Genomic DNA, 12,818 nt, shown 5'->3' with positions numbered 1-12,818 from the left:
CCGGTCAGACCCACTTGGCCTGGAGCACGTTTATCCCCGGGTACGGCTGCGCCCTTATCTCGGTGAGCAGGCGCGGGTCCCAGGCGGTCATCAGCTCGTTGTGGACGACCGGGTAGAGCACGGCCTGTTCGGCGACGACGTCGATGTAGTCCTGGATCATCGCCTTCTTGCGCCCGGGGTCGGGCTCCCGGGTGGCGCGGTCCATGTCCTTGAAGAGCTGCTTGGCGACGGGGTGGTCGGCCCAGCGGGTGTACCGCATCCAGAGGTTCTGCGGCCCGTAGTTGTAGTGCATGATCAGGTCGGCGTCGAGCCCGAACTGGTTCGGGTCGGAGGCCGCGGCGACCACCTGGTAGTCCTGCCGCTGGTCCATCTTGGTGAAGACGGCGGTGGTCTCCTGCGGTGCCAGGGTGGTGCGGACGCCGATCGCGTCCCAGGACGCCTTGATGGTCGGCAGGCAGTCCACGATCCAACTTACGTTGACCGCGAGGATGTTGATGCTCAGGCCGGTGACCCCGGCGGCCTTCAGCAGCGCCTTCGCCTTGTCCGGGTCGTGGTCGTAGACGGTCCTGGCCCGCCGGTACGACGGGTTCCCCCGGTCGAGGAAGGAGGAGGCGGCCCTGCCGTGCCCCTTGAGCGCGACCTCGACCATCTTCTCCTTGTCGATGGCGTAGTGCAGGGCCTGGCGCACCCGGATGTCGTCGAAGGGCTTGTGCCGGGTGTCGAACATCAGGAACAGGTTGTTCATCCCGGCCCCGCCGGCGACCTTCAGACCGCCCTGTTCGAGCCGGCCGATGTTGGCGTACGGGATGTTGTCCGCGATCTGCGCGCCCGCGTCGGTCCCGGAGATCCTGGCGACGCGGGGGGCGGCGTCCACGATGGTCAGCCAGTTCATCTTCCTGAACGCGGGCCTGCGGGGGCCGTTGTAGCCGTCGAACGCCTCGAACGTCGTGTTGGACTTGGGGTGATGGGCGGTCTGCCGGTACGGCCCCGACCCCACCGCAAGACCCTTGATCGCGTCGTCCCAGCCACCGGGCCGCCCGAACACGTGCCTGGGCATGATCTTGGCCAGCGTGAGCCGTGAAAGCCCGTCGGGGAAGGGAAACTTGAGCACGAGCTCGACACTGTCCCCGCCGGTCTTCCGGACCTCCTTCAACCAGCTCTCGAAGAACCCCTTGGCGAGCGTCTGGGTCTTCGGGTCGAGGATCCTGTCGAACACGAAGACGACGTCGTCGGCGGTGACGGGTTTCCCGTCGTGAAACGTGGCACCGGGCCGCAGCCGGAACCGCCAGGTGGTGGCGCCGGGATCCGCCGGCACCTCGGTGGCGAGCGCGGGATACGGCACCCGGGTGATCGGATCGGTGTCCAACAGCCCTTCGTAGACATGGTTGTTGGCCGCCATGGAGAACGCCGACGCCGTCTGTGTCGGATCCCAGCTGCCGTCATTGCCGTACCCGATCACCGCGGTGAGCGTACGGTCCTTGCCGCTGCCGCCGTTCCCGGTGTCGTTCGTGGACTGCGGCCCCGCGGAACAGGCGCCGAGGCCGGGCAGCGTGGCGGCCGCCCCGAACGCCCCGGCCCCTTTGAGCAGGGCCCGCCGGCCCGGGGCCGCCACAGCACGGATCACGTCGTCGCGCACGGGTCCTCCAGCAAGGTCGGGGAGGCGGGGAGAGGTACGACGTCCTACGTCCGGTTCGATCAGCGTGACCATAAAAGCACCCATGTGGGCGGTCAAGGGGGCGCACACGAATGGCCTAGTTGCCAGAGGTCGGACCAAAGGGCGTCACGCGGTCCTCGGGTCCGCGGTGAAGAAGGCCACCATGTCGGCCAGGCCCCTCTCGCCGAACATCGTGTCCAGGCTGGCCGCGGACTCGGTGGCGGATTCCTGGCTGCGCGGGAAGAGGGCCGACTCGTAGGCGGTCAGGGCGAGTTCGGGGTCGTCAGGGTGGGCGGCGATGGCCTCGGCGAGGGTGGCGCCGTCGTACATGGCCAGGTTGGCGCCCTCGCCGGCGAAGGGGGACATCAGATGGGCCGCGTCGCCCAGCAGGGTCACCCCCGGCACCCGCTCCCAGCGGTGGTCGGCGGGCAGGGCGTGGATATGGCGCGGCGTGAGCGGGCCGTCGGCGTCCGCGACCAGCCCCCGCAGACTCTCGTCCCAGCCCTCGAAGCCCGCGAGGACCGCCGCCTTCGCGGCCGCCGTGTCGCCGAAGTCGATCGTGCCGAGCCAGCCCTCGTCCGCCCGCACCGCCGTGTAGACGTGCAGGCTCCCGTCGGTCTCCCGGTGGGCCAGGAAGCCGCGGCCGCCGCCCAGGCTGATGAAGAACCCGCCGCCGATCAGCGCCGCGCCGCGCGGATGACGGGCGTCGGCGTCCAGCAGATCCGTCTCCACGAAGGAGATCCCCGTGTACGCGGGCCGCGCGGCCGACACCAGCGGCCGGATCCGGGACCACGCGCCGTCCGCGCCGATCAGCAGATCGGTCGTGACGGTCGAACCGTCCGCGAACGTCACCTCGTGCCGGCCCCCGCCCAGCCCCCGCGCCCCGGTCACCTTGGCGCCCCAGCGGATCGTGCCCTGCGGCAGCGAGTTCAGCAGCAGAGCGCGCAGGTCACCGCGGTCCACCTCCGGGCGGCCGCCCTCGCCGTCGTCCTCCCGGGACACCCGCACGGTGCCGTCGGGGGCGACCAGCCGCATCGCCTGGCCGCCCTCGTGGATCAGCTCCCGGAACGCGTCGTGCAGACCAGCGGCGTGCAGCGCCCGCTGTCCGTTCTCCTCATGGATGTCGAGCATCCCGCCCTGCGTACGGGCCGCCGCGGACGCCTCCGCCTCGAAGACCGTCGCCGCGATCCCGTGCACCCGCAGGACCCGGGCGGCCGTCAGACCGCCGAGCCCCGCGCCGATGATCGCGATGGGGACGTGCTTGTCGTGCGTCACAGGGGGCCTCCCGACCGGCCAAGGGGTCACTGGCGAACACCAGCGCCCTCACCTTAACGAACACGTTCGTAACGAACAAGTTCGTCGATGGGTGCGCGGAGGTGGAGGGAGGAGGTGGAGAGAGGAGTGCGGGGGTGTGTCCGCTCAGTCCGTCGCGGGCGGGACCGGTGTCCGTGTGATGCCGTTGACCAGCACGTCGAAGCTCCAGCGCATGCGGTCCTGCACCGCGCCGCCGAGCAGCATCGGCATGTGCGCCTTGATCGCCGGATGCGTCGTCCCGCTCACCGAGTGCAGGGCGCGGGCGAGGGCGTCCCAGTCGTCCGCGTTCGTGGGGTCGTGCGCCTGTGCCGCATGCTCGGCGGCCGCCGCCGTGGCGTCCTGGAGCAGCTTGTCGACGCCCCAGGCGACCTGCTCGCGCGCGGCGCCGCTGCGGGAGAGCAGGTCCAGGATCCGCTCCACCAGTCGCAGGTAGTTCGCGCCGCTGGGCCGTGCGACGAGCGCCGACCGCGCGAGCTGCGGGTGTCTGAACAGCACGAGGGTGTACGACGCGAGGACGGCCCGAAGCCGCTCCCGCCAGTCCTCCCCGGCGTCCTCGGCCGCCAGGTCGACCTCGCCGAGCAGCGCGTCCAGTACGGCCGCGTGCAGTTCGGCGGTGTTGGCCACGTACACGTACAGCGAGGCCGGGCCGGTGTCCAGCTCCTGCGCCAGGCGGCGCATGGTGACCTTCTCCAGCCCTTCGGCGCGCATGAGCCGTACGGCGGTGTCCACGATGCCCTGCCGGGTCAGCGCGGGCTTCGCGGGACGCTCCCTGCGGCCGGCCGGCTCTCTTCTCGCTGTCATACCGCGATCGTAACGAACGCGTTCGGGGGGTCGCCCCGGACGGGTTCGACGGTGTCGCCCACGGGCGGCGCGACACCGTCGAAGGCCGGGTCAGCCGGTGGTGCAGGTCGCCGTCGGGGCGCCGTTGCCGCCCGAGTAGTTGGCGTTGAAGCCGAAGGAGGTGGCGGCTCCGGCGCCGAGCGAGCCGTTGTTGCTCGCGTTCTTCACGGTGACCGTGTTGCCGGACTGGGTGTAGCTGCCGTTCCAGAGGCTGGTGACGGTCTGGTTGCCGGGGAAGGTCAGCTTGACGGTCCAGCCGTTGATGCCGGCGGAGCCGTTGTTCTTGACCGCCACCGAGCCGGTGAAGCCGGAGCCCCAGTCGGAGGAGTTGGTGAAGGTCGCGGAGCAACCGCCGCCGCTCGGCGGGGGAGTGGTGGGCGGCGGGGTGGTGGGCGGCGGCGTGGTGCCGCCGCCACCGCTGGTGACGGTGATGTTGGAGCTGCCGCTGCTCTGGTAGCCCTCGGTGGCGAGGATCTCGTAGTTCGGGGTGCCGAGGTTCAGGCCGAGGCTCTTCCAGGCGTTGAAGATGTTCGACACGGTGATGGTGCCGCCGGTGCGCTTGGACTGCCGGACCGCCCAGTACTGGTCGAACGTCGCGGTGCCCTCGATGGACGGCGCGTCCACGCGGGTCGTCTTGTACAGGTCGTACGTGCTGCCGTCACTGCTGACCGAGCCCAGCTTGGTCGCGCCCGAACTGGGGTTGTAGTTGCCGTAGTTGTCGACGATGTACCACTCGATCAGCGGGTTGGTGGTCCAGCCGTACAGCGACAGGTAGCAGTTGCCGTTGCAGTTCCATGTGCCCGAGTACGACACGGTGTTGGTCGTGCCCGGGTTCCAGCCGGTGCCGGCCACGACGTTCTGCGAGGCCGTGTTCCAGGTCAGGCTGTAGTTGCTGCCCGACCCCAGGGTCATGGTGGCGCCGCTGGACTGCTCCCAGAACGAGTAGAAGTAGCCGTTGTTGGTGCCGGTGCTGTTCGAGGTGATGGTCGTGGCGGCCTGGACCGGGCCGGTCAGCGCGAAGGCGACCACGACCGCCACCGCGGCGGCGACGAGCCCTTGTATCGCGGCCAGGAGGCCGCGTCTGCGGCGCGGTCGGCGGGTCAGCGTACTCATGGGTGTTTCCTCCTTGTACGGGTGTGGAGGGCCTGCCCCAAGTGACAGGGTCATGACACGCCCGTGACGGGCACCGGCGATGGCGAACAGTCTGGACGGCGGCCGAGGAGAGTCAACAGTTTCGGTAGAAGTTTCGAAAAGTTTCTGACCGATGGATTTCGTTGGCGGGGATGCCTTTCCTGGTCAGAGGCCAGTTATGGAGATCCCTTCGGCGCGGTCTGTTGAGGCGCGTCGAAAGTTGCGAACCTGACGCATCGCCAGGTGGGTGTTGGGTCGAAAGTTTCGAAGCGTCGCGGAGCGTCGGACGGGTCGTCACACGGCGGTGCCGCACCAGGGCTCGCCGTCCGTGTGGAACAGCCGGTCGGCGGCGGGGAGGGCCTTGGGGTCGTGCACGGTCACGGCTCCGGCCACCGCCAGTGCCAGGGGGCGTACGCCGCCCAGGTAGAGGGACGCCAGGGACGCTGCGGACAGGGCGAGTTGGGCGGGTCTGCGGGTGCGGCGCACCTCGGTGGGGCCCACCAGATAGTGGCCGGAATTGGCCGGCAGCAGGGGGTCGTGGACGCCGAGCACCACCGGGTCGCCGTCGCCGTAGGCGCGGGCGCGCAGAGCCGCGAGGGCGTCAAGGGGGCGCAGCCACAGCTCGTCGCGGACGGCGGTGACCCGGCAGACCCGGGGGTCGGTGAACAGCCACTCGACCGGCTCGTCCAGCGGACGCCCGCGCAGCCGTATCTCGTCGACCAGTTCGACACCGAGCAGGAACCGCCACAGCCCCGCCCAGGACTCCGGGGTGCGGCAGTGCAGTTCGTCCACGTCGAGGGTCGTACCGCGGACGCTGTAGCGGGCGAAGCCGTCGGGGACCCCGGCGCCGTCGGGACCGTCCGCGCCGGTGTGCACCGCGACCCGGGAGAACAGGCCGGCGCCCGCCAGCTCGTGGTTCAGCAGCTGCTCGTACCAGGGCCAGCGGCCGATCGCGCCGGGGCGGGCGCGGGTGCGGTCGTACACGTCGCGGCACAGCCCGGCGCCGTCGGCCGGGTCCGCCAGGCGGGTGTCCCCGCCCGAGGGGACGTCGGCCGTCAAGGCGGCCCGGCGGCGGTCGACCACCAGGTCCCGGCAGCGGGTCGCGACACCGAAGCCGAACCGGCCGTAGATCCCGCCCTCGCTGGGCCGGACCATGGCGAGCGGCTCCGGCGTGGCCCGCAGCGCTGCCGTCATCAGCGCCCTGCCCACGCCCCTGCGGGTGTGCCCGGTGCCGACCCCGAACCTGAACTGGACGCTGAGCGGCGCCCGTTCGCCGCCCGGCACCACGATGTCCGTGGGCATGGACTGGTGCATGGCGATCAGCCGGTCGCCGTCGAACGCGCCCCGTACGGATCCCGGTTCGAAGGACGCGGACAACTGGGACCAGTCCCGCTCGGAGACGGGCGGCTGGTGCAGTGAGCCGCGGAACAGGTCGAACGCGGCCCGGAGCCCGCCGCGTTCCACCTCGCGTGTCGTCAACTCGCTCATCTTCAAGGGTCGTTCCCATCGAGAGTGGCGGACAGGGTGCCGAACAGGGCGAGGGCCGCCAGGGGCAGCGCGAACAGCAGCACCACGGCGCGGGTGGGCAGCACTCCGAGGAGCAGGCCCGCGAGCACCGGGCCGGTGGAGGCGACGAGCCGCGGGACGGTCTGGAAGACGCTCTGCACCCGGCCGAGGATCTCCGGCGGCACGTCGTCCAGGAGCGTCCGGTTGGTGAGCACCCCGATGACCGGGGTGGCCACGCAGAAGCAGCCGGCCAGCAGGGCGCCCCAGAGCACCCGGTCCGTGCCCGCGATCGCGGACAGGGCGAGCGCCCCGGTCCAGGTGGTGGCGAGGATCAGGGTGCGGGGGCGGGCGCGTCGTACGGCGGGCAGGGTGATCGCGGCGCCCAGCAGGTTCCCGGCGCCGGTGCAGGCGGTGACCAGACCGGTGCCCAGGGCGTCGTTCGAGGCGGCCGCGGTGACGACGAGGACCACGATGACGCCCTGGATCCCGAAGTCGGCGACGAGCACGGTGAGCGTCATGTTCCGCAAAAAGGGGTGGCGGCGCAGGAAGCGCCAGCCGGCCGTGAGGTCCGTCCAGCGCGCGGCCGGCCGGTCTGCGGGGGCGGCGGCGGTGGCCGGCAGGGTCGCCACGAGCGCGGCGGAGACGAGGAAGGACACCGCGTCCACGGCGAACGGCAGGGCGGGCGAGACGCCGTAGAGCGCGCCGCCGGCCAGCGGGCCGAGCAGGGTGAGGAGCGCGGTGCGGCTCTGGTTGGCCGACAGGGCCGCGGGCCGTTGCGCGGCGGGGACCGCCGAGCGCAGCGCGGTGGCCGTGGCCGAGGCGAAGGGCACGCCGAGTGCGCCGCTGACCGCCGTGACGGCGAGGACGACGCCGACGGAGACCTGGTGGGTGGCGACCGTGTACGTCAGGACGCCGAAGGCGATGCCCCGGACCAGATCGGCCCGCGCCATCACCGGGCGCCAGCCCACGCGGTCGACCAGCAGACCCGCCCAGGGCAGCGCGAGCAGCATGCAGGACGCGCCGGCGAAGCTGATCAGGCCGACGCCGAGCGGGCCGCCCGAGGACGCCATGACGACCAGGGGGAGGGAGACCAGGGAGGCGAAGGTGCCGAGGGAGGACAGCGTGTACGCGATCCACAGCCGCGCATAGGTCTGGTTGCGGTACAGCGCGGGCGCCGTCATCGTCGTCCCTCTGCCGCGAGGTGCCGGGCCCCGGGCGGCACCGCTCGCCGTACCGCCCGGGGCCACGGGGCCCGCGCCTTAGTCGATCGTCATGCAGTGGTTGCTGGCGGTGCTCATGAGGGCCACTTCACCCTCGCCGTCGATCTGGTCGACGGGCAGTTCCTGGAGCTCGAGAATCGCGTTCATCTGCTGTCCTCCTCGTGGGTGTGACGATCCGGAGCCGGACGGCCCCGGAGATCCTGGGCGCCCTCGGAGGGGCGGGATGCGCGGTACGGCAGTCCGGCGGCCTCGGCCCATGCCGACTCCGTCACCGTCGGCCGTACGGGCGCGGGCGGCGCTCCGGCCGCGCGTGCGCAGGCGCGCAGGGCGAGCAGGACGCCCGCCGTGCCATTGCTCAAGTCCATCGAAAGGCGCAGGAGTTGATGTCCGGGGAAGGCGGTGCCGGGCGGTCCGTCCGGGCCGCCGCCGCGGGTCACCGCGTGCCAGGACAGCCGCCGGACGTGCCGGGCGAGTCCGGTGAGCGGTACCGGGCGGGTCTCCGCCCCGGCCAGCGCCGTGATCAGCCCGGCGCGGCCCATGAACAGTCCGGGCTCCACGGTGAACGGGGCGTGGCAGGCGCGCAGGATGCCCCGGTGCAGCGCCGCGAGCCGTTCGCCGGGCCGGTGGCGGTGGTACAGGGCCACGGCCTCCGCAAGACCGGCGCCGCCGACCCCCAGATACGGCAACAGGCGGGCGCCGTCGGCGAGTTGGACCTCACCCGCGTCGTCGGTACGGCAGTGCGCCAGATCCAGGTCGAGGGCGCGTCCGGCGTGGTCGAGGAAGGTCTCGTCGCCCGTGTCCGCGTAGCGCCGCAGGAAGAAGAGGGCGGCGCCGGTGAAGCCGTGCAGCAGTCCCGGCCGGAGGCCGTCGGCCGCGTCGCTCACGAGATCGGCGAGTCTGGTGGAGACGCCGTCCAGTTCGTCCCGCCAGTGCGCATCGCCGGTGGCCCGGGCCAGGTGGCGCAGCACCAGGGCGATACCGGCGAGGCCGGACTCCAGGCCGGGCGACCGGGTCGCGGCGGTCTCGGGTGCCGCGCGGTCCAGGGCGTCGTACGCCTCCCGCTCATGGCCCAGGCCGTGCAGCACCAGGGCGGCGCCGTGGAAGCCGGTGTGCAGTCCGGGGCGGGCGGGGGCCCGGCGGAGCGCGTCCACCAGCCAGCGGGCGTGCCCTGGGTCGGTGGCGAGGCCCGCGCCGCGCAGGGCGTACAGGACGCCGGCGGCGCCGTACGCGAGGTTGTAGCCGCCGTCCTCCAGACCCTTGGGGTCCCCGGGGAAGAGCCGGTCGGCCCGGTCCGGGGTCGCACTGGCGTGGATCGCCCGTGCCAGCGAGGCCATCAGCTCCCGCATCGCCGGTCCGCCGAGATCCCCGGCCGCCGCCGCGAAGCCCCGCTCGGGGCCGGTGCGTCCGAGGGCGCCGGGCCGGGTCAGACCGGTGCGGATCCGCCGGGTCGACTCGACCGGCAGGGGGAAGAGCTCACCGACCGCGTCGGCCAGCTCGCCCGCCTTGCCCGGATCGAGGTCGAGCAGCAGCGTGAGCGGCAGGAACAGCGCCATGCGCACACAGTCGAGGGCGTACGCGTCCCGGTCGGTGCCGGACCGGGCGTGCTCGGCGACATAGCCGGGGCAGGCGATGGCCGGGGCCGGGTCGAGGCCGGGGCGGTGGGCGATCTCGAAGTCCACCAGGGCGATGCGGCCGTCGGGCCGCACCATGACATTGCGCGGATGGAGATCGCCGAACACGTACCCCCGTGCATGCAGCGCGGCCAGCGCGGCCTCCAGTTGGTCGAGGATGCCGAGCGCGGTGCGCGTGTAGTCGGCGAAGGCGGCGCGGTCGGCGGCGCCCCGGGCCGCCGGGTTGCGGGCGGCCAGGAACTCCCACAGGGTCGTGCCCTCGATGTGCTCCTGGGCGAGATAGTGGTGCTCCCAGACGGTGAACGTGCCCTTGAAGTCCGGTACGAAATCGAGGTCGCCGAGCGCCTCCAGGGTGCGCGCCTCGCGGTACAGGCGGGTGACCGCGTCATCGCCCCTGCCGTCAGTCCCGGCATGCGGCCGGGCCTCGCGCAGCACCACCCGGCCGCCCGTCGCGGGGTCCTCGGCGAGGTAGATGCCCCCGCCGTTGGAGAAGTGGAGCGCCCGCCGCACCGTGTACGGCATCGGGGGTCCGGCCTGGCCGGCGACGGCCGCCGCCGTCATCTGGCCGCGCAGGAAGGCGGGGATCTCCACCCACTCGGGCGGCCGGAAGCCGGGGCCCCGCACGTCCGGTACGAGGGTGCCGTCGGGCGTCCGCACGGCGAGCACCCGCCGCCCCTTGCCGTCCACCGTGTACATCCGCCGGAACCCGCCGAAGCGCACGTACAGCGGGCCCCGGCGCCAGCGCAGATCGCTGAGGACGTACGGGCCCTCGCGCCCCTCCAGCAGCACCGACAACTCGTCGAGCACGCCCTTGAGTTCGGTGTCGTCCGCGGGGTAGACGGTGATCAGCTTGCCGCTGCCGCCGCGGGGCGCGTACTTGCCGTTCAGCCTCCGGTGGGCCGCCGGGCCGGTCAGCACCTTGAAGGCGATCCGGCGCTCGAAGCAGTGCGCGGCCGCGATGTCGACGGCCTCGGCGGCCTCCCGGGGGACGACCGAGACATGCACCTTCCAGCCCTGCTCCGGGAGTTCATGGCCCTCGGGGGCGAAGTGGCTCCAGATGTCGTCGTGGGACAGGGTCCAGCCGTCGGGGGCCGGGCGCCCGGTCAAGCCGAAGCGCTCTCGCGCGTCGGGGGCCGGGCGGTCGTAGAAGTCCGAGCCGGGCTGACAGTACCGGAGGTAGTCGTCCACGAGGGCAACTCTGCACGGGGGCACCGCCGTTGGTGCATCGTGGAAGTCCACGAACCTAAGGCACGGCCGGAGTGTCCATAACCGACTGATGTGTGTCCCTTTGTTGTCAGGTTGTCGGTCTAAATGCAAGATCATGGCCATGCCTGACATGCCTTCTCGTCTTTGTATGGTGACGCTCGGGGCGCGGGACGTACCGGGGCTGCGCCGCTTCTACCGGGCCCTGGGCTGGGCGGAGTTACCCGGCGGCGACGACGGCCGGGCGGGCTTCCTGCTCGCGGGGGTGCTGCTCGTGCTGCGCCCCAGGACCGGGGCGGACGGCGCCGCCGGCGGCGCCATGCTGACCTGCACCGTGACCGGGCCCCGGCAGGTGGACAGCGCGTGCGTGGCCGCGGTGGCCGCCGGTGCCACCGTGCTGGCCGAACCGGCGGACCACCCCGAGGGCGGCCGGTCGGCGTGCGTCGCCGACCCCGAGGGCAACCGCTGGGAGATCGCGTGGGCGCCCCTCGCGCGCTGGCGGACCGAGGGCGTGAAGACACCGTCCGCGGATCCCGCCGCTCCGGAGCCGAAGGGGCCGAAGGAGCCGAAGGAGCCACAGGAGCCGCACCGGGCCAGCGCCGAACTCCTGCACCACCACGGCGCGTCCGACGAGGTGGTCGCCGCGCACCTGGTCGCGGCGGGCGGCCACGGGCCCGGCTGGGCCGTCGAGACACTGCTGTGCGCCGCCCGCACCGCGCGCCGCGAGGGGCGCCCGGAACAGGCGGTGGACTTCCTGCGCCGGGCGCTCGCCGAGCCGCTGCCGCCCGCCCGGCGCGGCGGCGTACTGACCGAACTCGGCAGCCTGGAGGTCACGTTGGGCCCCGCCGACCGGGCCCTCGGAGTACGGCACCTGGCCGAGTCGGTGCGCCTGGAGCAGTCCGACGTGAGCGTGTTCAAGGCCGCCAACGCCCTGGGCACCGCCCTCGCGGCCCGCGGTCAGACCTCGGTCGCGCTGGAGGTGATGGAGGAGCTGGCCGAGCGGTTCACCGGCCACCCCGAACTCGCCTGGGCCGTCCAGGTCGCCGCCGCCCTGATCGCCTCGCACGACGGGCACAGCTGGCTGGAGACGGTGGACCGGCTGCGCAGACTCGCCGCCACCACACCCGCGCGCCCGGCACCGGCCGTACGGGTGCTGCTCGCCGAATTCGACTCCACCAGCGGCCGGTTGTCCGCCGCCGAGGCCGCCGCCGTCGCCCGCGAGGTGACCGTGGAGCCGCTGGACCCGTTCTCCCGGACGTACGTCCTCGCCTCCGCCGCCACCCTCGCCCAGTGGGCCGACGAACTCGAACTCGCCGACCGGCTGGTCGCCGAGGGCCTGACCGGACACCGCGGCCCGCTGGTCGACCCCGGCTACCAGAGTCTGCTCAGCGTGCACGCCGAGAGCCTGGTGATGCGCGGCCGCTACCGGGAGCTGCTGGAGGCGTGCCACGGCTGGGGCGTCCTGGTCGGTCCGCCCGCCCGCCCCGCGCCCTCCGGCGTGGGCAACGCGCACCTCGTGGCCCAGGCGGTCATCGCGCTCACCGAGACGGGCCGCGCCGCCGAGGCCCGCCGACTGGCCGACTCGGTCGTCGTGGACGGCTCCCACGGATCCTGGGAGTGGAACGAATTCCTGTACGCCCGTGGGCTGTTGAGCCTCGCCGAGGGCGACCCGGCCGGTGCCCTTGACGATCTCTCGGAGTGCGGCCGCGGCCAGAGCGCCCGCCAGGTGACCAGCCCGGTCGTCACCCCCTGGCGCTCCGCCGCCGCCGACTGCCAGCTGCTGCTCGGCCGGCCCGCGGCGGCCGTCGCGCTGGCCCTCGGCACCGCCACCGGCGGCCGGGCCGGGCTCGCCACCGTCGCACAGGCCGTCGCCCTGCTGCGCGCCACCGGCACCGATCCCGAGCTGATCGCCGCCCTCGCCGCCCACGGCCGGATGCTCATCGCCGCCGGACACCTCACCGCCGCCCGGGGCGCCCTGCGGGAGGCCGCCCGGGGTGCCGAGCGGATCGGCGCCGGACGCTGGTGCGCGGTGGTCGCCGGACTCCTCGCCGCCGCCGGAGCCCGCCGGGCCACCGCCTCCCAGACCGGCGCGCACGCCCTCACCGGCAGCGAACGGCGGATCTGCGCACTGGCCGCGCAGGGCCACTCCAACCCGGAGATCGCGGCCCTGCTGCACCTGGCCCTGCGCACCGTGGAGACCCATCTGACGAACAGCTTCCGCAAGCTCGGGGTGCGGCGGCGCACCGAACTGGCCGGGCGGCTCGCCGCCGAGCCCGCCGTACCGGACCGGTAGCGAAGGGCCACCGGCCCCATGGGGGA

Annotated in this window: 9 protein-coding genes; 1 reads left to right on the top strand and 8 read right to left on the bottom strand. The window is 73.0% G+C overall.

Going from position 1 to position 12,818, the window contains the following annotated elements:
- Positions 1 to 4: 4 nt before the first annotated feature.
- The 8 genes from ACLF5H_RS05190 to lanKC form a co-directional block, all read right to left on the bottom strand.
- Positions 5 to 1,636, bottom strand: coding sequence for an ABC transporter substrate-binding protein (locus tag ACLF5H_RS05190; protein ID WP_421674878.1), 1,632 nt, complete (start codon positions 1,634 to 1,636; stop codon positions 5 to 7).
- Positions 1,637 to 1,780: 144 nt separating this feature from the next.
- Positions 1,781 to 2,929, bottom strand: a complete 1,149-nt coding sequence (locus ACLF5H_RS05185; protein ID WP_421674877.1) for an FAD-dependent oxidoreductase — start codon at positions 2,927 to 2,929, stop codon at positions 1,781 to 1,783.
- A gap of 144 nt (positions 2,930 to 3,073) precedes the next feature.
- A complete protein-coding gene (locus tag ACLF5H_RS05180; RefSeq protein WP_421674876.1) occupies positions 3,074 to 3,769 on the bottom strand; it encodes a TetR/AcrR family transcriptional regulator in 696 nt (231 codons plus the stop codon).
- A gap of 90 nt (positions 3,770 to 3,859) precedes the next feature.
- Complete coding sequence (locus tag ACLF5H_RS05175; protein WP_421674875.1) at positions 3,860 to 4,921, bottom strand: glycoside hydrolase family 11 protein; 1,062 nt, start codon at positions 4,919 to 4,921, stop codon at positions 3,860 to 3,862.
- A 312-nt stretch (positions 4,922 to 5,233) separates the two neighbouring features.
- A complete protein-coding gene (locus ACLF5H_RS05170) occupies positions 5,234 to 6,418 on the bottom strand; it encodes a GNAT family N-acetyltransferase (RefSeq protein WP_421674874.1) in 1,185 nt (394 codons plus the stop codon).
- An 11-nt stretch (positions 6,419 to 6,429) separates the two neighbouring features.
- A complete protein-coding gene (locus ACLF5H_RS05165) occupies positions 6,430 to 7,626 on the bottom strand; it encodes an MFS transporter (protein WP_421674873.1) in 1,197 nt (398 codons plus the stop codon).
- Between the two features lie 78 nt (positions 7,627 to 7,704).
- Positions 7,705 to 7,812 (bottom strand): class III lanthipeptide, encoded by a 108-nt coding sequence (locus ACLF5H_RS05160; RefSeq protein WP_421674872.1) that lies wholly within the window; start codon positions 7,810 to 7,812, stop codon positions 7,705 to 7,707.
- The gene (gene lanKC / locus ACLF5H_RS05155; RefSeq protein ID WP_421674871.1) at positions 7,809 to 10,484 is read right to left on the bottom strand and encodes a class III lanthionine synthetase LanKC; all 2,676 of its coding nucleotides are present in this window, start codon (positions 10,482 to 10,484) and stop codon (positions 7,809 to 7,811) included. The genes ACLF5H_RS05160 and lanKC overlap by 4 nt, the downstream gene beginning before the upstream one ends.
- A 166-nt stretch (positions 10,485 to 10,650) precedes the next feature.
- Here lanKC and ACLF5H_RS05150 point away from each other — a divergent pair, with 166 nt between their 5' ends.
- Positions 10,651 to 12,792 (top strand): LuxR C-terminal-related transcriptional regulator, encoded by a 2,142-nt coding sequence (locus ACLF5H_RS05150; protein ID WP_421674870.1) that lies wholly within the window; start codon positions 10,651 to 10,653, stop codon positions 12,790 to 12,792.
- The last annotated feature ends 26 nt before the right edge of the window (positions 12,793 to 12,818 follow it).

Origin of the sequence: Streptomyces sp. LaBMicrA B280 (genome assembly GCF_049222185.1) — a bacterium.
Lineage (GTDB): Bacteria > Actinomycetota > Actinomycetes > Streptomycetales > Streptomycetaceae > Streptomyces > Streptomyces murinus.
The sequence above is the reverse complement of the archived record's forward strand: the minus strand, read 5'-3'. Positions and strand labels throughout refer to the sequence as shown.